Genomic DNA, 21671 nt, shown 5'->3' with positions numbered 1-21671 from the left:
ACCTCCTTCATATCTGCATGCGTCGTTTTACTCCGTTCCTGTTAACGCTGGGCCTCTCGGCCCCGGCTTTCGCCCAGAACCAACCAAGCACCACCCCCGACCCCGTCATCACGAAAATGGTGCAGGACATCTCCGAAAAGAACCTGCGCTCTGATATTGATAAGCTCGTGAGCTTCGGTACGCGCCACACCCTCTCCGACACCAAGAGCAAAAAGCGCGGCATTGGGGCGGCCCGCAATTGGGTGGAGGATGAGTTTAAAAAATACAGCAAAGCCAACGGCGGCCGCCTCAAAGTAGAACAGGACACCTTCACCATCAAGCCCGATGGCCGCCGCATCAACCGGCCCGTAGTGATGGCTAACGTAATGGCTACCCTGCCCGGCACCGACCCCACCGACAAGCGCGTGTTTATCGTGAGTGGCCACATCGACTCGCGGGTATCCGACGTGATGAATGCCACCGCCGATGCACCCGGTGCCAACGATGATGGCTCGGGCACCGTGGCTGTAATGGAGCTGGCTCGCGTGATGTCGCAACACCAGTACCCCGCCACCATCATCTTCGTGGCGGTGCAGGGCGAAGAGCAGGGCCTGTACGGCTCTACACACCTGGCCAAGCGCGCCAAGGCCGAGGGCTGGAATCTGGTGGCCATGCTTAACAACGATATCATGGGCAATTCCTCGGGCCACGACCCCGAGATGAAGGACGACACCCACCTGCGCGTGTTTAGTGAGGGCGTGCCCGCCACTGAAACCGCCGATGAGGCCCGCGTGCGTCGCACTCTTTCTTCCGAAAACGACTCACCTTCCCGGGAACTGGCCCGCTACTCGCGCCTGGCCTGCAAGCAGTATGTCCCCAACCACGAGGTAGTGCTGGAGTATCGCCCTGACCGCTTCCTGCGCGGCGGTGACCATACGCCCTTCAACCAGCAGGGCTTTACGGCGGTGCGCTTCTCGGAAATGAATGAGGACTTCCGCCACCAGCACCAGGATTTGCGCACCGAAAACGGTACCGAGTACGGCGACTACGCCAAGTTCATGGACTTCGCCTACCTGCGCAAAAACACCGGCGTGAACCTGGCCACCCTGGCTAGCCTGGCCCTGGCCCCCGCCGCCCCCGAGAATGTAGGCGTGCTCACCGCCGAACTAACCAACCGCACCCAGCTCAAGTGGGAAGCCCCCAAAGCCGGCGAAAAGCCCGTGGGTTACTATGTACTGATGCGTGAAACCAGCGCCCCGGAGTGGCAGCAGAAGTTTTTTGTAACCGACACCAAGGCCGACCTACCCCACAGCAAGGATAACTTCATCTTTGGAGTGGTATCTGTAGATGCAGAAGGTCATGAAAGCCTGCCAATAATACCTAAGCCGGTGCGCTAGGCCAGTCGTTTTAGCACAGTCATCCCAAGCAATCCGTAGATAATATCACGGGTTGTTTGGGATGGCTTTTTGTTGCTCCAGCCGATACAGCACTACACTAAGAATGTGTTTCCATGTTTATGGACCAGCTTTCCCCTGACGCTATTCTAAATTACGCTGCCCAGCAGCAGCTGTCAAGCGCATGGGCTCATCGATGGTTCATAGACTTACCCATAGAAGCACAGAAAAGCACTCTAGTGCTGTTGAACCTCTTTGTACAGCAAAGTCATCCTACTCCCACAATGGTGCAAATGGCCATAGCGGCTCAACCACCCAGACCATTCACTACCCCGTTAGCTTTGCTGAAAGCGCATCCTTTTAACCTAGCGCTTACCAAAATTCTTGCTTTACCCACACCTGAATATCCAAACGTTTTCAAAGCTCTGCTAGCCGTATTCAGCATTGCGGACACTCATCGCCGTACCTATACGTGCCAAAGGCAATGCTCTCATGAATGGCACCATCTTCCTCCCTTACTACCACAGGAACTTGAGTAAAAACCATTAGCAGAAACTGTACTTTTTCGGTACTATTGGTGAGTCTGTCTTCCCTCCCACTCGCGCTCTATATGAAGAAATTTACTCTCCTATTAGCTTTTGCTTTGCTTTCGGCGGCTCCGGCAGTTCTGGCGCAATCAGCCTACAAAGTACCTACTAATTACACGCTGCAGCGGCCGGAAGATTACGCCGAATACAACAAGGAAGTGGTAGCCACCGTGGATTGGCTGGAGAAGACCCCCAGCAGTAAGGAGCCCGAGAAGCGCCGAGAAGCCAACCGCTTTCTGTTTCAGTGGATTAGCGGCACACCCGATGTGTCGGTGCAAATGCAGAAATACGTGGCCGACCTGACGGCTCAAGATCCCGATTTGCTCCTGCTGTTTATGGGTGGCTGGGCCCGCTACCAAATCCAACATCCGGAGGTGAAAGACCCGGTGGTATTGAACACAGAGGGCATTAAGACGGTGCTCAAAGCGTACCAGTCTGGCGGTAATAAACGCAATAAGCACCTAGATTCCTTGGTGGAGTTAAACGCCAAAGGAACGCTTGCTGACTGGGTCAGAAAGCAATTGGCTGGCTAGGCCACCAGCCCCCGAATGGAAATTTTCTGATAAGAGCGCTGGAGTTTTTAACAGAAACTCCTTACTTGCGGCCGCAAAACGGCAGCACCATGCCTGTGCTGCTCATATACTTCTCCCGCTGATGTCAGCTCCTACCCTCTCAATCTGTGTTTCCATGCCGCGGGCTGTTGCTCAGGTGGCTGGGGTGCGCATGATGATGGGAAAGAAGTGTAAGCACGCCACTGGCCTACATGCGGGCCTGCTGATGGTCAAGAAATCGAAGAAACGTAACCCGATCTGACCGTCGCACCTGTTCGTCGTACCCGAATAAGAATGCAAGCGCCGGTCCTCCCAGGACCGGCGCTTTTTTTGGTCCATCCCTATACTTGCCGCAACCTGTGGCCTCCATTTCCGCCTCTTACTCTCCAGTTTTTCACCGTTTATGAAAGTTCTAAAGTTTGGCGGTACGTCCGTCGGGTCAGCGCAGCGGATGCGCGAAGTAGCCGAGCTGATTCATGCGCCGCACCTGCAGCGCCGCATTGTGGTGCTGTCGGCTATGTCGGGCACTACCAATGCGCTGGTGGAAATTGCGGGACTACTATTTGCTGGCAACGTGGCGGCGGCCACCGCCAACGTGGAGACCCTGCGCCAGCGCTACCACGCCGTAGCCCAGGAGCTGCTGCCCGAGCCTGCAGTTGCCGACGAAGCCATCGAGCACCTCGACCAGCGCTTTCAGTCCATTCTTGACCTGACCTCTGCCCCCCTCTCAGCAGATGGCGAACGGGTAATTCTGGCTCAGGGCGAGCTGCTGAGCACCTTGCTCGTGCACCGCTATGTTACGCGCATCTTGGGCCGCCCCGCCGTGCTGCTACCGGCGCTGGAGTTTATGCGCCTTGATGTGGATGATGAGCCTGATGCGGCTTACATCCGGGAGCACCTTGCCAGCACCTTAGCGCCTTATGCGGCCGAGCAGCTGTTTATCACGCAGGGCTACATTTGCCGCAGCGCCCAGGGCCACATTGATAACCTCAAGCGCGGGGGCTCCGACTACTCCGCCTCGCTGATTGGCGCGGCTGCTAACGCCGAGGAAATTCAGATCTGGACGGACATTGACGGGCTGCACAACAACGACCCGCGCATTGTGAAGGGTACCTACCCTATCCGGGAGCTGTCGTTTGATGAGGCGGCCGAGCTGGCCTACTTCGGCGCGAAGATTCTGCACCCCAGCTCCGTACTACCCGCTCGCCAACACGGCATTCCGGTGCGCCTGCTCAACACTATGCAGCCCGAAGCGCCCGGCACTCTGATTTCGGCTAAAACCGGCGCGGAAGCTATCAAGGCGGTGGCGGCCAAGGATGGTATTACGGCCATCAACGTGAAATCAAGCCGGATGCTGCTGGCCCACGGTTTCCTGCGCACCATCTTCGAGGTATTTGAGCGCTACCGCACCTCCATTGACATGATTACCACCTCGGAGGTGGCCGTGTCTCTGACCATCGACGATGCCACGCGCCTGCCCCTGATCTTAGATGAGCTGCAGCGCTTTGCTTCGGTGGAAGTAGATGAGAACCAGACCATCATTTGTTTGGTTGGCAACCTGGAGCAGGATGCCCACGGCGCTGCCAACCAGGCATTTGCGGCCCTCAAGGACATTGCCGTGCGCATGATCAGCTACGGCGGCTCACCCAACAACATCAGCATTCTGGTGCACACTAACGATAAAACCCGCGCCCTTCAGGCACTCAACGCTGGTTTGTTTCAGCGATAATTTTTAAGAGGCTTGCTCTCTTTCACCAAGAGGAAGTAGTCTTACTCGCCTGAACTATGCCTCCACAACGTCATGTTTCACAAGCTCGACATGACGTTGACCGATGTAAAGACGCAACATGTTGCGTCTTTACGTTGCTGAAGTTGATTACCTCGGTTGTTCTAGGCCAGTCGTAATGGTGTTGCCGTTCAACGACAAGACGCAACATATTGCGTCTCTACATCGGTCAACGTCAGCACAGGCGATGTATCGCAAGCCCGGCTTGACAGTCTGGAATTATCGTTCCAGGCCATATCAACCACCCCCAATCTCGCCTTTCCAAGGGGAGGGGAATTGTTTCTAGTTTTTGTTTTCAGTTGCCTTAGCTGCACCATGTCTTTTCAACTTCCGGCGGAGTTCAAGTCTCAGCCGACGCCCTTTTACTACTACGATCTAGCCTTGCTGGACCAAACGCTGGCCGCCCTGACGGCGGCAGCGCGGCCGGGCAACTTTCAGGTGCACTACGCGCTCAAAGCCAACTCCAACCTGCCCATTCTGCAGCGTATTCAGCAAGCAGGCCTAGGGGCCGACTGCGTAAGCGGCGGCGAAGTGCAGCGCGCTCTGGAGGCCGGCTTTGCGCCCAACCATGTGGTGTTTGCCGGGGTGGGCAAGTCTGATGCCGAAATCAACCGGGCACTGGCCGCCGATATCTTTTGCTTCAATGCCGAGTCGGTGCCGGAGCTGCAGGTGCTGAACGAGCTGGCCGCAGCCCAGGGCCGGACGGCGCGGGTAGCGTTGCGCATCAACCCCAACGTAGATGCCCATACGCACGCCTACATCACCACTGGCCTGGAAGCCAACAAGTTCGGCATCAGTTTGTCGGATTTGGCCGGCGTGGTAGATGGGCTAGACAGCCTCCCGAACGTGGAGCTGATTGGCCTGCACGCCCACATCGGCTCCCAGATTACGGAGCTGCATGTGTTTGCCAATCTCAGCCGCAAGCTCAATGAGCTGCAAACCTGGCTCGAAGACCGCGGCCATCAGTTGCCCCACCTCAACGTGGGCGGTGGCCTAGGCATTGACTACCAACACCCCGACACCAATCCCATTCCAGACTTCGGGGCGTATTTTGGGATGTTTGAACAGCACTTGGTGCGCCGACCCAGCCAGCAGGTACACGTGGAGCTGGGCCGCGCCGTAGTGGCGCAGGCTGGTACGCTGGTTAGCCGGGTACTCTACGTAAAGGAAAGCCAGCAGACGCGCTTTGCCATTCTGGATGCGGGCATGACCGAGCTAATCCGCCCGGCTCTCTACGGCAGCCATCACCATATCGAGAACATCAGCAGCCAGCTCCCGGCTCTGGCCTACGATGTAGTGGGCCCCATCTGCGAGTCATCAGACACCTTTGCCAAAGCCGTGCAGCTGGCCGAAACCCGCCGCGGCGACTTAGTAGCCATTCGCTCCGCCGGCGCATACGGCGAAGTGATGTCATCCAGCTACAACCTCCGCGAGAAAGCCGAGGCGCTGTATCGGTGATGAGGTGAAAAGGTCATAAAGTGCTAGGGAGAAAAGGCAGGTATCATTGCGAGTATGTGACACCTCCAGCCAGTGTCAAAGCAATCTTTCTTTGACGTGTGTACCACACCTGACAAAACTGAAAACCCCTACGTTCGCGCTGGGAGTAGGGGTTTTTAACAATATTACCTATTCGCTTCATCACCTACTCACCACATCACCGTCCACTTGCCTAGCTTTTGCTGTTGCTTGAAGTAGCGGAGCATCCAGTGGCGCTCGGGCTTTATTTCTCCTTTCACCAGCATAACGGGCTGCTGCAGAAGCAGGCCGCCCAGCAGGGGTTCTTGCTTGGGGTCGTTGAGGTAAAGCAGGTAGCGGTGCCACGTGTCATTGGGCTCAAACTGGGTTTCACGGTTGAGGCTGGCGTTGCCATCATTAAGCGAAACGGGTACCTGGCCTAGCTCAAATGCCAGAGAGGGCAACAGTTCATTGTATACCAGCACACGCCGGTTTTCCAGGTGGTTGTTGCGGATGAACTGCGCCAGGGGGCGGCTGCCATTGAAGGCTAGCTCATTTTGCTGCATGATAGGTTTGGCCGTGAGCAGCAGAGTAACCGTGAACAACACTGTAGATACCAGTAGGCGCGGCGCAATGCGCACCTGGTTCCAGAGCGTCAGCAACAGTACCATTACCACTACTCCGGCGGCGGGATATGCCGCAGTGAAGGGCCGTACTTCAATACCCAACGGGAATACCGCACTGAAGACCGGCAGCATGCATAACAGCCCAAGTAATAAGCCATAAAATGCCAGGATGCCCACGTACCAGCGGTGCAGCGCGGCTTCGGTACAACGGCCCAGGTAGTATACCGTGAGCAGTACCACCCCGGGGAAAATGGGCAGCACGTATAGCAGCAGCTTCGACTTGGAAAGCGAGAAAAACACCAGCGGCACCAGCACCCAAAAGATGAGTACGTTGCGCCACTGCCGCGGCACCGAGTTCCAGGGCGTCTGGATGGCCCGCACAATGAGGGCTACGGCCCAGGGCAGGCTGGTTGCCGGAGCTAGCACCAAGTAGAACCACCACGGCTTGGCCCGGTTGAATGTGGCCGCGTTAGCAAAGCGCTCCACTGTGTGCTCATACAGAAAGTAACGAATGAAGGCCGGGTCCTCGGCAACCAGATACAAATACCAGCTCAGCCCCACCAACAAGAATAGCCCAAAGCCCAGCCAGTGGTGCACCGTAAAGGGGCGCTTGTGTTGCCCTTGCTTCACATAAAAGCCCAGCATCACCATCAGGGGCAGTACAAACCCCACCGGGCCTTTCGTGAGAAAAGCGAGGCCCAGGCCTATCCAAAACAGGTATAGCCACCGCACACCGCCCCCAGAGTAGTAGCGCAGAATGCCGTATGCCGCCGCCAGCTCCAGGGTAGCTAGGTACGCATCAGTGGTTACGTTAAGCACCGAAATCAGCACTACGGGCAGCGTACCGTAAATGACTGCCGCGGCCAGGGCGCGGGCGCGGTCTTGCTGGAATAGCAACAGGCCCAGGCCATACATAAGTACTACCTGCAGCAGCACCGCCAGTACTGGCAGCAAACGCACGCCCAGGGTGTTCTCGCCGAACAGGCCTAGCCCGGCCGCCGTGAGCCAGTACGTGAGCGGGGGCTTATGGAAGTGCTGAATCCCGAGCAGGCGCGGGTGTAGCCAGTCCTGCCCCGTGAGCATCTCGCGGCCAATTTCCGAGTAACGGGCTTCACTACTCTCCAGGGGTCCCCATGCGCCTAGCTGAACTAAAAAAGCGGCTCCCAGCATCAGCAGAAACAGCCAAAGCCAGCGGCGGGAAGTCATCGGGAAGGGCATAGCGGAAAGCGTTGGCAAGTACACAGAAAACGGCGGCGAAGTTAGCCAGAAAGCGCTAGGCCACTAAACGTGTCACACCCACGCAGCAGGGACTGGGGCTGTTCACGTAGCCAAGGCCCCAATTCTTCCCATTGCTCGGGACGCTGGCTCTTCCCCTTCAGCATAACTAACCCGTCTCAAATCAGTTACACAATTACACCCACCACATCCGTTGCCATGAAGATTCTGCTCACCGGGGCCAACGGCTATATTGGCCAGCGCCTATTGCCGTTACTGGTGGAAGCGGGCCACGAGGTGGTGTGCCTCGTCCGCGACCCGCGTCGCTTTGTGCTGCCGGAAAGCTTACGCGCCCAGATTACCGTTGCGCAGGGTGATTTACTACAACCCGACAGCCTGCAAGACTTGCCCCTGGATGTTGAAGTGGCCTATTACCTGGTGCACTCCATGAGTGGGCACGACAAAAACTTCTTTGACTCGGAGCAGCGCTCGGCTCAGAACTTCACCGAGTTCATTAACCGCACCTCAGCGCGTCAAATTATTTACCTCTCGGGCATTGCCAACGATGCTTCGCTGAGCACTCACCTCCGCTCTCGCCGCTCGGTAGAGCGCGTGCTGGATGAGGCTGAGCACGCGGCCCTCACCGTGCTCAGGGCCAGCATTATTATTGGGTCGGGCTCGGCATCGTTTGAGATTATCCGAGATTTAGTGGAAAAGCTGCCGGTAATGGTAACGCCCCGCTGGCTGAACTCCCGCTGCCAGCCCATTGGCATCCGCGACGTGATGTTCTACCTCACCAGTGTGCTGGATAACCCCGCTTGCCTGGGTCGCTCCTTCGACATTGGCGGCCCCGATGTGCTGACCTACCGCGAAATGCTCCTGCAGCTAGCCAAGGCCCGCGGCTACCGGCGCTACATTGTTACCGTACCCGTGCTCACCCCGCGGCTTTCCTCGTGGTGGCTGTACCTGGTTACCAGCACCACCTTTTCGCTGGCGCAGAGCCTGGTGGAAAGCCTGCGTAATGATACGGTAGTGGACCCCAAACGCAGCATTGCGGAGGTGCTGCCCCATGAGTGCATGGGCTACCAGGATGCCGTGCAACTGGCCTTCCAGCGCATCGACCAGAATGAAGTAGTGAGTAGCTGGAGCGACGCGCTGAGCAGCGGCGTGATGCCCCGCAACTACATGGACCACATCCAGATTCCGCAGCACGGCCTGCTCCAGGACCGCCAGACGTTGCGCTTCACCCGCGACCCGAAGGAAGTGCTCCAAAATGTCTGGAGCATCGGCGGCGACCGAGGCTGGTACAAGGTCGACTGGCTCTGGCGGGTGCGGGGAATCCTCGATAAGCTGGTGGGCGGCGTAGGCCTGCGCCGGGGGCGCCGCTCCCCCACCAAGCTCCGCGCCGGCGACCCGCTCGACTTCTGGCGCGTGCTGGTAGCCGATAAAGCTGCCCGCCGCCTGCTCCTCTACGCCGAGATGAAGCTCCCCGGTGAGGCCTGGCTCCAGTTCCGCATTCTGGATAACGAAGATGGCTCCCACACCCTAGAGCAGCTCGCCGCCTTCCGTCCCGAGGGCTTGGCAGGCCGCATGTACTGGTACTCGCTGGTGCCCTTCCACTTTGTCATCTTCAAGGGCATGATTGAAAATATTGTGCACTATGAGGCTCCAGCTACACAAGAGTCGTCTGCTCCGGGAGGCCAACCCCAGCCACGCGCAGCTACTTCCTAAACAGCTTTGTTTATTCAGGACCCTTGATATCTTTTTTTTGACCGTTAATAACACTGATCTACAGTTATTTACACTTTCAATCAGCTGATTTTAAAGTCTGATGCATGAGGATCTTGATTAGCCCATACACTACGGGTACTATACTTTCGAAACGTTATATATCTCCACCTACTCGTTATAACCGGGCCGCTCTGTCCCACCTACTTCTTTCTATTTTTACCAGCTTATCTGGCCGTTTTTCGTTGCCCCACACAGGTGCGAAAGCGGCCCTTTTTATTGCCGCTGAGCGGTAGCTGCATGCCGTGAAAATTTGGTTTATTGCTCCCTACCCGCAAGCCCTTATCATGCAATTTCGGTTGGCATTCCAGCCGAGGGCACACAGGGTACTAGCGGTAAACAGAAAGAGCGCAACTCAGTGGGTTGCGCTCTTTCTGTTTATTAATCTGAGAGCCTACAGGTCTAGATCTTTTCTGGCAGCAGCGTAGCGTCCTCGAAGTTGCCTAATATAGGCTTGCTTCCTTCGGTTACGGCTTCCACGAGCAGGGCGCCCCCCACGAAAGCTCCTTTCCAGGATTCACCCAGGCCACCAAACACTTCTTCTCGGTCGCCGCGCGAGCGGAGCCTGTTGAGACCTACCTTGAAGGCACGTACTTCCTTAGCGGTGCGGGCGGCCCACTTCTGGTCGTCGGAAGCCACGGCAGATACCAGGGCGCCATTGCTAATATTCATCTCGCCTACCAGCTCTTCCACACGATCTACGAGCACGATGGAATCAATCGGGCCGAAGGGCTCCTTGAAGTATAACTCACTCTGGCGGGGCAGATTTACGAGCGCGCGTGGGGCGCGGTAGGCGCTCATATCCTGGCCAGGTAGAAAGAGGCTTTCATCGAGCTTGCCTTCAAAAATTGGCGTGGCGCCGGTTTTAAGGGCGTTTTCGTAGAGGCGGTCGAGGTCTTCGGCCTGGTTCTTATTGATAACGGGGCCAAAAGCCAGGTCGGGCAGCTTATCTTCGGCGGAATCCACCAATGTGGGGTTGCCCACTTTCAAGCCCTTGATAGTGTTCCAGTAGGTTTCAACAAACTGCGGGAACAGGCGGCGCTCTACCACAAACCGCACGTAGGCCGTGCAACGCTGCTTGCCATAGTCATAGCCTTTCTTGAGCTGGTCAGCGAGGCCATCCCAGTCACTGTAGTTCCAGATGCCATAGGTATTCACGCCCTCCATTTCCAGCATGTAGCGCTTGTGATTCTGACCTAGGGCGTCGGCGATGTTGCGGCCATTGTAGCGGCCACCCACAAAACTGAGGCAGTCTACGGCTTCGTGCTTCACCAGCACATCGCTCAGTTCCCCACCCGAGCCACTCACCAGCGTAACCGGCAGGCCGCAGCGGCGCGCAATGGCGAAGGTCAGGCTCAGGGAAATAAAGCCTCCATCGGTAGGCGTTTTGGCAATAACTGAGTTACCAGCCAGCGCCTGCACCAGCACCGCATGCAGCAGCACCGACATAGGGTAGTTCCAGGAGGCAATGTTGCTCACCAGGCCCAGAGGCTTGCGCGAGCCCAGCATGCCTTCAATGTTGTCTACGTACCACTGCACGCCGTCAATGGCGCGGTCGATGTCCGTGAAGCCCAGCTTGTAGGTCTTGCCAATTTCCCAAATCAGCAGTTTGCCAATCAGGTCTACCTGGTTGCGGAGCTGGTTGAGGCAATCCTGCACGCGGCGCTTCCGCTCATCCAGATCAGTAGCGGCCCAGGCGGCGGCTTCCTGCTTGGCGGCCAACACGGCGCGCAGAGCAGTAGCATGGTCCAGCATGGGCAAGGAGCCCAGTTCCGAGCCATCGACGGGAGAAGTAAACGGCCGGGGTTTGCCAGGCTCTTGCCAGCGCCCTTCCAGCAGATTCAGAAACTGCCCGTCGGTGGTAAACACTTCCGGGGTAATGGACTTCATCTGGTTCAGCAACCCGCCGAACTCTACTTGGGGCGAAACGATCTTTGGCATGACGTGGAGAGGAGCAGCCGCGAAATGGCTGATTGGTTTTGCGTGCTCCCTGAAGAAGGTTGGTTGTAGAATTGTTTCGGAAAGGAACTGGCCTAGCGCCCGTCCCTGACGCCGGGGGCCTCAAGCACCGGAGCTGCTTGCGCTTTACCAGCACAGGCTAAGAGACTGTTAACCAGCTCCGGCGAGCCAATATACAGAGGAGCGCGTTGATGATATTCAGTAGGCACTATATCTAGTACCTTTTCCTCACCGGTCATGGCCTCGCCGCCGGCCTGTTCAATCAAGAAAGCCAGCGGGTAGCCCTCATACAGCAGCCGGAGCTTGCCTTGAGGCGTTTTGCGAGTGGGCGGGTACAGATAAATACCACCCGTAAATAAGTTGCGGTGATAATCGGCCACCAAAGAGCCCACGTATCGCCCACTCATGGTTTTTTCCTTGCACTGCATCAGGAAGTCGCGCACGTATTGGGGGTAGTCGAACCAGTAGCCTTCGTTGCAGGAAAACACGTTGCCCGTAGCCGGAATAGTAATGTTGGGGTGCGAGAGAAAGAATTCGCCGAGGGAGTTCTCATAGGTGAAACCCACTACGCCGTGCCCGGTGGTGTACACCAACATAGTGCTGGAACCATACAGAATGTAGCCCGCCGCCACTTGCTGGCGGCCACCCTGCAGAAAGTCTTCGCGGGTGGCCTCCTGCCCTACCGGTGTTACGCGGCGGTAAATGCTGAAGATGGTGCCAATACTGATGTTCACATCAATATTGGAAGACCCATCCAGCGGGTCAATAGCCACCACGTACTTGCCCTGGCAGTTACCGGTGTGAATCATGTCGTCTTCTTCCTCCGAGAGCACCGCGCAGGCCTCACCGCCGTTGGTTAGGGCCCGAATGAAGCGGATGTTGGCCTCCACATCTAGCTTTTGCTGGGTTTCGCCCTGCACATTTTGCTGGCCCATGGCCCCAATAATGCTGGTCAGGCCCGCCCGGTTTACTTCCCGGTTTACAATTTTGCCGGCCAGCGCAATGTCGCGGAGTAGCTGCGAGAGTTCTCCCGTAGCAAAAGCAAACTCGGCCTGATTGCGCATGATGTAGCGCTCCAGCGTAGTGCCAACGGGTTGGGCCAACGCATTCTCGCGGTTGATACTCATAACTGAATGGAAGAGATGAAAAATAGTAGCCGAGGTGCGACGGCGTTCCGGATGATTGATGGCCCCTAACCTCCACGCACATCTGGTAGCCGCCGCAGTTTCACTCGGTAATAAGAGCAGAGCTCAGAGGTGGCCTAGGCGCAAGCAAATGCGCCACACAACGCTTTCGTACGCCACCACCACTCTGTTTCTTGACTTTACCCGCGCCGCTTGTGCGGGCATGGCCTCGTCGATTGCAACAAAAAGGACAAGAAGGCTCCAGCCTCTCTTTACCCAAGGGCTCAGGAGGGGAAAATTAGCCTTCACTTACTGCTAGGCTACTGTAGTTTATTGAGCGCTTAACTCTTGGCTTCGGGCTGCTTCTGCGACTGCCACAACACCACTTGCCAGCCTTTCTTGGGGTCTTTCACCTGCACCACCACGTACTTGAGGTGGGCCAGATTAGCGGAACCATCGGGTTTGTTAGGCAGCGTGATGGTGATGGTGCCGTTTACTACGGCCGCTTTGCCATCGTTGTAAGCACGCACATTCAGGGCTTCCACGTCAATCTTTTCGTACTGGCTTTTGCCGTCGCGGATTGATTGGATGTATTCCTGCTTGTTGTTTTGGTGGCCGTTAGAGTGGGTGTACACGAGGTCGTCGGCAAAAACCTTTTCCAGGAAAGCATAGTCCTTCTTAACCTGAGCCTCAAAGCGCTGGCGCTCCAGGGCTTCTACTTCCGAAACGGCAACTACATCTTTCTTCGTTTTGGTTTGGGCGAAAATACAGGCGGGCATGGCTAGCAAAGCCAGCAGCAACAGCAGAGCTGATTTTTTCATAACAGGAAGAGGGAAAGGAATTAGCGGGTAGGAGCCGCAGCCGGTGGCACATCATCGAGCTGAATCTGCTTCATGGTGGGCGCCAGGAAGTGCATAAGCACCCAGGCCAGCAGGTAGGCCCCGCCGCAAATCCAGAACATGATGTAGTAGGCTTTGTCGAGTTGGTTGATGCTCTCGTAGTACACAAACATGCGCTTCTGCACCAGTGCCGATAGCAGAATGCCACCCATACCGCCTGCCATGCCGCCAATGCCGGTTACCGAAGCTACGGCCCGTTTCGGGAACATGTCGGAAACTGTAGTGAAGATGTTGGCGCTCCAGGCCTGGTGAGCGGCGGCGGCAATACCAATTACCAGTACCGCCAGCCACATATTGATCTGGCCTAGCTGCTGCGCAAACACAATCGGGAATACACACAGCGCAATCAGCAGCATGGAGGTTTTGCGGGCCCTGAAGGCCGGCATACCGTGCTTAATGAAGTTCAACGGAATCCAGCCCCCACCTACGCTGCCTATGCTCGAGAGCATATATACCACGGCTACGGGCATGGCGATATCAGTACCCCGTAAGCCATATTGCTTGGTCAGGAAGTCGGGCAGCCAGAACAGGTAAAACCACCACACAGGGTCAGTGAGGAACTTGCCCAACACGAAGCCCCAGGTCTGGCGGAAGGTCAGGAGCTTAAACCACGATACTTTAGGCTGGGTCTCGATAGAAGCCGCCGCCAGATCATCCACATCACTATGGATGTACTCAAACTCTGCTTTGGTCAGCTTAGCGTGTTTGGCCGGCACCTCATACAGCACAAACCACAGCACCAGCCACACAAACCCAAGCGCACCCGTAATCACAAAAGCCCACTTCCAGCCCCAGGTTTCAGCAATCCAGGGCACGGTGAGCGGGGCAATGATAGCGCCCACGTTAGAGCCCGAGTTGAAGATACCCGTGGCCAGGGCCCGTTCCTTCTGCGGAAACCACTCGGCGGTAGTTTTAATAGCCGCCGGAAAGTTGCCGGCCTCTGTTACGCCCAGAAAGCCCCGCGCAATGCTAAAGCCCAGGGTGCTGCTTACTAGGGCGTGGCCAATGGCGGCCAGGCTCCACAGAAAAGTGGAAAGGGCGTAGCCCAGCTTGGTGCCCAGCTTGTCAATGATGCGTCCTACCCCCAGCATACCCAGCGAGTAGGCCAGCTTAAACGCAATTTCAATGTTAGCGTAGTCGCCGGCGTTCCAGTTAAACTCGGTTTCCAGGTAAGGCTTCAGCAACGAGATAACTGCCCGGTCGAGGTAGTTAACGGTAGTAGCAAAGAATACCAGGGAGCAGATGGTCCAGCGGTATTTACCGATGGTGGTGGAAGTCGCCGTCGCAGCGGGTGGGGTTTGTATCATAGAGGTCGGGCTGAATTCGGTGGGAGATACTCTAGGTGCTGCAGGAAAAGCTAGGGGAGCCGGCGCACCTACCCAGATCGTGAAACTATTTCTTTAAGGTACCAACAAACTCCAGCAGATGCGCAATCTGCTGGCTGAAGGCCTGTGTGTCATCGACGTTTTTGAAGAGCTGAGAGCCCATGCCCACCACGTTTACGCCCGCCGCGAACCACTCGCGCAGGCTGTCTTCGGTGGGCTCCACGCCGCCCGTCACCATCAATGGTACCGTAGGCATGGGGCCGCGCAGGCTCTTGATGAAACCGGGGCCTACCACGTTACCGGGGAAGATCTTGACAATGGCGGCGCCCAGCTTGGTAGCCTGGTACACCTCCCCCACCGTCATGGTGCCGGGCAGCCAGGGCGTGCCGTGGGTCCGGCACACATCAGCCACTTCCGTGGTCAGGCAGGGCTGCACCACAAAGTCGGCGCCAGCCTGGATGAAACGCTCCGCATCTTCGGCGGTGTAGATGGTGCCGATGCCCAGCAGCATGCCGGGGCAGTTTTCCTGCACGAAGGGCATCAGGGCCGAGAACACCTCAAAAGCATTAGCACCGCGGTTTGTGAATTCAAAAACGCGTAGACCACCCTCATAGCACGCCTGCAAAATACGTTGAGTGTAGGCCACATCGGCGTGAAAAAACACCGGTACAATGGGCGTATCCAGTACAATCTGTTGAATAGCAGCGGCGGAGTAACGAGGCATGAGTCAGGAGTATCGGTTGCTAGGCCGGTAGAGAGTGGCCTAGAAAGGAGTTCAAATTTGATTACCGCAACAAGCGGCCCGACGTATTGCCGGCCATAATGTGCTCCACTTCAGCGGCTGTCACCAGATTGATGTCGCCGTGGATGGTGTGCTTGAGGGCCGATGCGGCCGTGGCAAACGTGAGGGCCTCAGCAACGGTGCTATACTTCTGGCTGCCGTAGATGAAGCCGGAAATAAAGGAGTCGCCGCCCCCGATGCGGTCTACCACGGGGTTTATATCGAAGTCTTCGGTTTCGTGGAAGGTGCCGTCGATGTAGGCAATGCCCCGGATGCGTTCATGGGAAGCGCTCTGGGTGTTGCGGCGAGTAGCAATGATGCGCTTGATCTGGGGGAAGCGCTGAACCAGCTGCTCGCTCATGGCAACGAAGCTGTTCTCCGCTCCTGGTTCAGCTTTAATGCCAAATAGGTCTTCCGCGTCGCCCTCGGTGCACACTACCATGTCGCAGCCGGCTACTAGCGGGGGCATTACATCTTGGGCGCGCTGCCCGTACTGCCACAAGTTGCGGCGGTAGTTTACATCGGCCGAAACCGTGATGCCCAGGCGGCGGGCGGCCTGAATGGCCTCGGCAGTAGCCTGAGCAGCCGTGGCTGAAATGGCGGGCGTAATGCCCGTCCAGTGCAAATAGCTGGCGTCTTTCAGAATTTCATCCCAGTTAAACCACTCTGGCTGCAGGTTGGCAAACGCTGAGTTATACCGGTCATACACGATGCGGCTGGCCCGCAACGAGGCCCCCACTTCCAGGAAATACAGGCCTAGCCGGTCGCCTTTGAACACGCAATGGCTCATATCCACCCCCAACCGCTGAAACGATTGGGCGGCAGCCTGGCCGAGCTCGTTGTCGGGGAAGCAGCCGGCGTGGGCAGCTGGCATGCCCAAACGCACCAGCGAAGCTGCCACGTTGGCATCACCGCCGCCGTAGGTTATTTCCAACGAGCTGATCTGCGTGAGGCGGTAATTCAACGGCGGCGAGAGCCGCATCATGATTTCACCAAAGGTGACAACTTTCTTCATGTTGAAATGGAAAGTAGCTGAGAGCTAGAGGCTAGTTCCCCTCCTCAGCTGAGGAGGGGCTAGAGGTGGTTGATACTGGCCTAGAATGATGTCTGGAGATAGAGCTAAGACTAGAGGATGTTCAACGATTGTTAACCACCCCTAACCCCTCCTCAGCTGAGGAGGGGAACTAGTCCCTAGCTCTAGCTAGGCCACTTCAGTGGTTTCCGGCACGCCAGCTTTTACAAAACCGAAGTACTCCTTCGCATTGCCGTAGCAGATGTTCTGGATGATCCGACCTAGGCCTTCGATATCCTCGGGCAGTTCGCCATTTTCCACGTCGTTGCCGAACAGGTTGCAGAGCACGCGGCGGAAGTACTCGTGGCGGGGGTACGAGAGGAAGCTACGCGAATCGGTGAGCATACCCACGAAACGGCTCAGCAGGCCCATGTTGGAGAGGGCGTTGATTTGCTTTTCCATACCATCCTTCTGGTCCAGGAACCACCAGCCCGAGCCAAACTGCACCTTACCCGCTACCGAGCCGTCATTGAAGTTGCCAATCATGGTGGCAATCAACTCGTTGTCGGCGGGGTTCAGGTTGTAAATAATGGTTTTGGCCAGTTTGTCCTGACCATCTAGGCGGTTCATGAACTTCGACAGGGCGCGGCCCTGGGGGAAGTCACCAATGGAGTCCCAGCCGGTATCGGGGCCCAGCTCGCGCAGCATGCGGGAGTTGTTGTTGCGCAGAGCGCCCAGGTGAAACTGCTGGGTCCAGCCTTTCTCCCAGTCCATCTCGGCCAGCAGCACCAGCATAGCCGACTTAAACTTCAGCACCTCTTCCTGGCTCAGCTCCTCCCCACCCCGCACCTTGGCGAAGATGGCTTGTACTTCTGAGTCTGTGTACTCAGCAGCGTATATCTGCTCCAGACCATGGTCAGAGAGGCGGCAGCCCAGAGCCGCGAAGTAGTCGTGGCGCAGGCGCAGAGCGGCTTCCAGGTCGCGGAAGGTTTTGATTTCCACGGCCGCCGACTGGCCAAGCTTGTCGAGGTACTCATTGTAGGCTACAGCGTTTTCAGGCGTCATGGCCTTATCGGGCCGGAACGTTGGCAGCACCTGCACCTCAAAGCCGCTGGCTGCCAGGGCGCGGTGATGCTCCAGGGAGTCGGCGGGGTCGTCGGTGGTGCAGAGCGTTTCCACGTTCATCATGCGCAGCAGGTTACGCACCGAGTACTCGGGCGTGCGCAGCTTCTCGTTGCACTGGTCGTAGATACGGCGGGCGCTGGCGGGGTTGAGCAGCTCCGTGATACCGAAGTAGCGCTTCAGCTCCAAGTGCGTCCAGTGGTAGAGCGGGTTGCGCACCGTTTGGGGCACGGTTTCGGCCCACTTCTCAAACTTCTCCCAGTCAGAAGCATCACCCGTGATGTAGCGCTCCGCAATACCATTGGCCCGCATGGCGCGCCACTTATAATGGTCGCCGTAGAGCCAGATCTGCGTGATATTATCGAACTGCTTGTCCTCCGAAATCTGGTCGGGCAGCAGGTGGTTGTGGTAGTCGATGATGGGCATCTGCTTGGCATACTCGTGGTAGAGCGTGCTGGCCGTGGCCGTTTGCAGCAGAAAGTCGTCGTTGAGAAATGGCTTCATAAACAACCGAAATTATGGGCAGAATCCGCAAAATGCGCGGATGGGTGTTAGGTAAAGGTATCAGCTTCCGACTGGCCTAGGGTGTGTTTTGGCGGCTTTTTTAACGGAAACGATTACGGTAGGTGGGTACTTACTGGCCTAGCTGGTGCCACTCGTCATGCTGAGCTTGTCGAAGCATCTCTACTGCTTCGTTCACTGATTCTAGGCCAGTAATTAGCCAGAGGTAGAGATGCTTCGACAAGCTCAGCATGACTTTCTAGTTGCATGCTTACAGCGACACCCCACGTTTCCAGGGGATGAAGTCGGTTTGGCCGTGGCGCACGGCGGCAACCTCTTCGCCGCTGGCCACCCGGATGATGTAATCCAGAATCCGCTCCCCGGCCTGCTCAATGGTTTCTTCCCCATCAATCACGGTGCCGGTGTTTACGTCGATAATGTCGGGCATGCGCTTGGCCAGGGCCGTGTTGCTCGAAATCTTCACCACGGGTGCAATCGGGTTGCCGGTAGGCGTGCCCAGGCCGGTCGTGAAGAGCACCACATTGGCGCCAGAGCCAACTTCGGCCGTGGTAGACTCTACATCATTGCCCGGAGTGCACAGCAGATTCAGGCCGGGCTGAGTCACGGGCTCGGGATAATCAAGCACCGCTACTACCGGCGACGAACCGCCCTTTCGAGCGGCCCCCGCCGATTTCATTGCGTCCGTAATTAAGCCGTCGCGGATGTTACCCGGCGAGGGGTTCATGTCGAAGCCCGAGCCGACAGCTACGGCGGAGTCGCCGTAAGCCTTCATCAGGGAGCTAAAGCGCTCGGCCGTGGCGGGGTTCACGCTACGGTCAACAAGCTCCTGCTCTACACCGCACAGCTCGGGGAACTCCGCCAGAATAACGGAGCCGCCGAGGGCCACCATCAGGTCAGAAACGTGGCCTACGGCGGGGTTAGCTGAAATGCCGGAGAACCCATCGGAGCCGCCGCACTCTAGTCCTATGCACAGCTTGCTCAAAGGGGCAGGCTGGCGCTGCAGCTGGTTGGCTTGCATCAGGCCCGCAAAGGTCTGGCGCAGGGCCATGCTTACCAGCGTTTCCTCGGTGCCCAGCTTCTGCTGTTCCAGAATAAACAATGGCTTATCGAAGCCTTTGGGGCTGCGTTTGTTGATTTCGTCCTGCAACATGCTCACCTGCGCATTCTGACAGCCCAGGCTCAGCACGGTAGCGCCGGCCACGTTGGGGTGCGTGATGTAACCCGCCAACAGGCCGCACAGCGTCTGAGCATCCTGGCGAATACCGCCGCAGCCCCCCTCGTGGCTCAGGAACCGGATACCATCCACGTTCGGAAAGGGCTTTACCTTTTGCTGGTTGATTTCAGCGGAGTGCAGATCAGTAGCCAGAATTTCCTCTACTGATTTGCCGGCCTGCATCAGCTCCAGCAACGCCTGGGTTTGGGGCTGGTACGACTTGCGGCGGGCGTAGCCCAAGTTATTCACCAGGGCTTCTTCCAGCACCTGAATGTTGCGGTTTTCGCAGAACACCAGCGGAATTACCAGCCAGTAGTTAGAGGTACCCACGCTCCCATCGGCGCGGTGGTAGCCCATGAAGGTGCGGTCTTGCCACTTGCTTACGTCGGGGGCTTGCCACTCGGCGCGGCGCTGGTGGTGCTCGTCGTAGCTATCGGTGGCGTGCTGCATGTTGGCGGTGGTCAGGAGGCCCCCCACGCTGATTGCTTCGCGGGCTTTGCCTACCAGTACGCCATACATGTGCACGGGGTCGCCGGGAGCCAGAAACTCCAGGGCTAGTTTATGCTTGGCTGGAATACGCTCCGTGGTGGTCACAGTGGTACCGTCCCAGGTAACGGGCGTGCCAATGGGCAGGTCAGTGAGGGCGACCAGCACGTTATCCTGCGGATGTATTTTGGCTACCAGATGTTTCATTTCTTCAGAGTATTTGCGGTCTGTTTCAGACCGTGTTCAGGACGCCGGTTTGTGGTTAGTAACAGGCCTAGCGGGTCTGTGCTGACTTGCCAGGGCTATCTGCCTACTCCGCGGTGGCCTTTTGCCCAACTGTTTTGTTGAGTGCTTCAGCCACAGTCGCGTGAGCTCCTTGCGTCAACAATTTTTCGAGGTACCGAGTTACCGTAGCTGCAAAACCCGGCAGCGCCAACAGATCGTGGCCCCATAGCGCCTGGTTGTGCAGCACCGTGCGGGTAAGTTCTGCGGGTTGCAAACGGCTCCACAGCTCAGCGAAATAATCAGCCTTCTCATCTTGAATTGGGTAAGCCAGGCCGTTGGCTTCACCGTACCACACCTGCTCTTCCTGGTGAGTGCCCCGCATGAAGAGCAGGTACGCCGCAAAGCCCAGCGCCATGTAGTGCGGCACCGCGCTAAGCTGCTTGTAATAGTGCAGCAGCGTAGGTACGTTGCGCATGTGCATCTTGGCCGTATAGTTCATAGTAATGGCCAGCCAGCGGTGCTCAATGGCGGGGTTCCGGAACCGGTCAAGCACCTGCATGCCAAAGCGCTGCCCTGCCTTTTCATCCACGGCGTACGGAATGCCCGGCAGCAGATCGGCCAGCATCAGGTTGTGAATGAAGCCCGCCACACAGTCGTCTTCCATGGCCTCACGCACCGTACCAAAGCCCGCCAGGAAAGCCAGGCCACAGCTTAGCGTGTGGGTGCCATTCAACAGGCGCAGCTTCATCTCCCGGAACAGGTTGATGTTGGGCTGCACAATCACGCCCGCATCTACCTGCTCAAACGACAGAATCTGCTTCACCCGCTCGTCGCCCTCAATGGCCCAGAGCGTGTACACCTCCGACATCGTCAGCAGCTCGTCATCGTAGCCGAACTCTTCGGCTAGCTCTGCTTGCACGTTGGCGGCGGGGCGGCCCGGCACAATGCGGTCTACCAAGGAGTTGCACACTTGGTTGGCGGTTTCCAGCCAGTCAATAAACTCAGCATCGAGGTTATTGCGGTGGGCCTGCTCCAGCAGGATGGCCTCCAGCTTGGTGCCATTATCCGGAATCAGTTCCGTTGGCACTATCACCAGGCCCTTTTCCTTGTCGCCGCCAAACGCCTGGAAGCGGGCGTGCAGAAAGGCCAGCAACTTACCAGGGAAGGATGTTGGGGGGCTCTGCGTTACATCATCAGCTACCAGCTGAATCCCTACCTCAGTGGTATTAGAAAGTACCACCTGCAGCTCGGGATTTGCGGCGCAGGCCAGAATTTCGGCCCACTGGCTTTTAGCCGACAGTACCCGGCTGATGGCCGAGCATACCACGTTTTCCTCGATTTCCCGACCGTCTTCAATACCACGGATGCCGACCGTGTAAAGCCCATCCTGGCGGGTGAAGGCGTCGATGTCGCCCCCGTCAGTGCTTTTCACCACCACAATGCGGCCGTTGAATATGCCTTGGCGGTTGGCTTTGTCGATGAGATAGTCGGGCAGGCCACGCAGGAGTACGCCCGTGCCAAATTGCAGGACTTTTTCGGGCAGCTCAAACAGCTCCGGAGTTGGCAGCGCGGCGGCCGAAGAGGCCTGCAGTACGAATTCTTTTGATAAGTGTGGCATAGCC

At 57.3% G+C, this 21671-nt stretch carries 16 protein-coding genes; 6 read left to right on the top strand and 10 right to left on the bottom strand.

The features are described 5' to 3' along the window. Window positions 1-17 precede the first annotated feature (17 nt). The 5 genes from HMJ29_RS14140 (at window position 18) to lysA (ending at window position 5755) form a co-directional block, all read left to right on the top strand. Window positions 18-1376, top strand: a complete 1359-nt coding sequence (locus HMJ29_RS14140) for a M28 family peptidase (RefSeq protein WP_171592105.1) — start codon at window positions 18-20, stop codon at window positions 1374-1376. A 113-nt stretch (window positions 1377-1489) separates the two neighbouring features. Then, window positions 1490-1912, top strand: coding sequence for a DUF5958 family protein (locus tag HMJ29_RS20700; RefSeq protein ID WP_366670518.1), 423 nt, complete (start codon window positions 1490-1492; stop codon window positions 1910-1912). A 71-nt stretch (window positions 1913-1983) separates the two neighbouring features. Next, window positions 1984-2493 carry a hypothetical protein gene (locus tag HMJ29_RS14135; RefSeq protein WP_171592104.1) on the top strand — a complete coding sequence of 170 codons (510 nt, stop codon included), beginning with the start codon at window positions 1984-1986 and terminating at the stop codon, window positions 2491-2493. A gap of 421 nt (window positions 2494-2914) precedes the next feature. Further along, on the top strand, window positions 2915-4240 hold the full coding sequence (locus HMJ29_RS14130; RefSeq protein WP_171592103.1) for an aspartate kinase: 1326 nt from the start codon (window positions 2915-2917) through the stop codon (window positions 4238-4240). A gap of 372 nt (window positions 4241-4612) precedes the next feature. Then, on the top strand, window positions 4613-5755 hold the full coding sequence (gene lysA / locus HMJ29_RS14125; RefSeq protein ID WP_171592102.1) for a diaminopimelate decarboxylase: 1143 nt from the start codon (window positions 4613-4615) through the stop codon (window positions 5753-5755). A gap of 188 nt (window positions 5756-5943) precedes the next feature. Here lysA and HMJ29_RS14120 read toward each other — a convergent pair whose 3' ends face one another. Further along, window positions 5944-7614: an ArnT family glycosyltransferase gene (locus tag HMJ29_RS14120; protein ID WP_171592101.1), complete on the bottom strand. Its 1671-nt coding sequence runs from the start codon at window positions 7612-7614 to the stop codon at window positions 5944-5946. A 198-nt stretch (window positions 7615-7812) separates the two neighbouring features. On the opposite strand from HMJ29_RS14120, the gene HMJ29_RS14115 reads away from it, so the two are divergent. Next, window positions 7813-9324: an SDR family oxidoreductase gene (locus tag HMJ29_RS14115; protein WP_171592100.1), complete on the top strand. Its 1512-nt coding sequence runs from the start codon at window positions 7813-7815 to the stop codon at window positions 9322-9324. 459 nt (window positions 9325-9783) lie between these two features. Here the strand turns inward: HMJ29_RS14115 and HMJ29_RS14110 are convergent, their stop codons facing one another. The 9 genes from HMJ29_RS14110 to HMJ29_RS14070 all read right to left on the bottom strand — a co-directional run bounded on the left by HMJ29_RS14110 (window position 9784) and on the right by HMJ29_RS14070 (window position 21667). Further along, window positions 9784-11322: an aldehyde dehydrogenase family protein gene (locus HMJ29_RS14110; RefSeq protein WP_171592099.1), complete on the bottom strand. Its 1539-nt coding sequence runs from the start codon at window positions 11320-11322 to the stop codon at window positions 9784-9786. A gap of 92 nt (window positions 11323-11414) precedes the next feature. Further along, window positions 11415-12467 carry a class 1 fructose-bisphosphatase gene (gene fbp, locus HMJ29_RS14105; RefSeq protein WP_171592098.1) on the bottom strand — a complete coding sequence of 351 codons (1053 nt, stop codon included), beginning with the start codon at window positions 12465-12467 and terminating at the stop codon, window positions 11415-11417. 338 nt (window positions 12468-12805) lie between these two features. After that, window positions 12806-13285, bottom strand: coding sequence for a nuclear transport factor 2 family protein (locus HMJ29_RS14100; protein WP_244679243.1), 480 nt, complete (start codon window positions 13283-13285; stop codon window positions 12806-12808). Between the two features lie 20 nt (window positions 13286-13305). After that, complete coding sequence (locus HMJ29_RS14095; protein WP_171592097.1) at window positions 13306-14670, bottom strand: MFS transporter; 1365 nt, start codon at window positions 14668-14670, stop codon at window positions 13306-13308. 85 nt (window positions 14671-14755) lie between these two features. Then, window positions 14756-15412: a beta/alpha barrel domain-containing protein gene (locus HMJ29_RS14090; protein WP_171592096.1), complete on the bottom strand. Its 657-nt coding sequence runs from the start codon at window positions 15410-15412 to the stop codon at window positions 14756-14758. A gap of 61 nt (window positions 15413-15473) precedes the next feature. Further along, a complete protein-coding gene (locus tag HMJ29_RS14085; protein ID WP_171592095.1) occupies window positions 15474-16484 on the bottom strand; it encodes a sugar kinase in 1011 nt (336 codons plus the stop codon). 186 nt (window positions 16485-16670) lie between these two features. Beyond that, window positions 16671-18107: a glucuronate isomerase gene (uxaC, locus tag HMJ29_RS14080; protein ID WP_171592094.1), complete on the bottom strand. Its 1437-nt coding sequence runs from the start codon at window positions 18105-18107 to the stop codon at window positions 16671-16673. A gap of 268 nt (window positions 18108-18375) precedes the next feature. Next, complete coding sequence (locus HMJ29_RS14075) at window positions 18376-20031, bottom strand: UxaA family hydrolase (RefSeq protein WP_171592093.1); 1656 nt, start codon at window positions 20029-20031, stop codon at window positions 18376-18378. Window positions 20032-20134: 103 nt separating this feature from the next. Continuing rightward, window positions 20135-21667, bottom strand: coding sequence for a tagaturonate reductase (locus HMJ29_RS14070; protein ID WP_171592092.1), 1533 nt, complete (start codon window positions 21665-21667; stop codon window positions 20135-20137). Window positions 21668-21671 lie beyond the last annotated feature (4 nt).

The organism is Hymenobacter taeanensis, from assembly GCF_013137895.1.
Lineage (GTDB): Bacteria > Bacteroidota > Bacteroidia > Cytophagales > Hymenobacteraceae > Hymenobacter > Hymenobacter taeanensis.
The sequence above is the reverse complement of the archived record's forward strand: the minus strand, read 5'-3'. Positions and strand labels throughout refer to the sequence as shown.

Coding starts and splice junctions, on each gene's coding strand:
- HMJ29_RS14140 (WP_171592105.1), top strand. CDS start 18: ATGCGTCGTTTTACTCCGTTCCTGTTAACGCTGGGCCTCTCGGCCCCG.
- HMJ29_RS20700 (WP_366670518.1), top strand. CDS start 1,490: ATGTTTATGGACCAGCTTTCCCCTGACGCTATTCTAAATTACGCTGCC.
- HMJ29_RS14135 (WP_171592104.1), top strand. CDS start 1,984: ATGAAGAAATTTACTCTCCTATTAGCTTTTGCTTTGCTTTCGGCGGCT.
- HMJ29_RS14130 (WP_171592103.1), top strand. CDS start 2,915: ATGAAAGTTCTAAAGTTTGGCGGTACGTCCGTCGGGTCAGCGCAGCGG.
- lysA (WP_171592102.1), top strand. CDS start 4,613: ATGTCTTTTCAACTTCCGGCGGAGTTCAAGTCTCAGCCGACGCCCTTT.
- HMJ29_RS14115 (WP_171592100.1), top strand. CDS start 7,813: ATGAAGATTCTGCTCACCGGGGCCAACGGCTATATTGGCCAGCGCCTA.
- HMJ29_RS14110 (WP_171592099.1), bottom strand. CDS start 11,322: ATGCCAAAGATCGTTTCGCCCCAAGTAGAGTTCGGCGGGTTGCTGAAC.
- fbp (WP_171592098.1), bottom strand. CDS start 12,467: ATGAGTATCAACCGCGAGAATGCGTTGGCCCAACCCGTTGGCACTACG.
- HMJ29_RS14100 (WP_244679243.1), bottom strand. CDS start 13,285: ATGAAAAAATCAGCTCTGCTGTTGCTGCTGGCTTTGCTAGCCATGCCC.
- HMJ29_RS14095 (WP_171592097.1), bottom strand. CDS start 14,670: ATGATACAAACCCCACCCGCTGCGACGGCGACTTCCACCACCATCGGT.
- HMJ29_RS14090 (WP_171592096.1), bottom strand. CDS start 15,412: ATGCCTCGTTACTCCGCCGCTGCTATTCAACAGATTGTACTGGATACG.
- HMJ29_RS14085 (WP_171592095.1), bottom strand. CDS start 16,484: ATGAAGAAAGTTGTCACCTTTGGTGAAATCATGATGCGGCTCTCGCCG.
- uxaC (WP_171592094.1), bottom strand. CDS start 18,107: ATGAAGCCATTTCTCAACGACGACTTTCTGCTGCAAACGGCCACGGCC.
- HMJ29_RS14075 (WP_171592093.1), bottom strand. CDS start 20,031: ATGAAACATCTGGTAGCCAAAATACATCCGCAGGATAACGTGCTGGTC.
- HMJ29_RS14070 (WP_171592092.1), bottom strand. CDS start 21,667: ATGCCACACTTATCAAAAGAATTCGTACTGCAGGCCTCTTCGGCCGCC.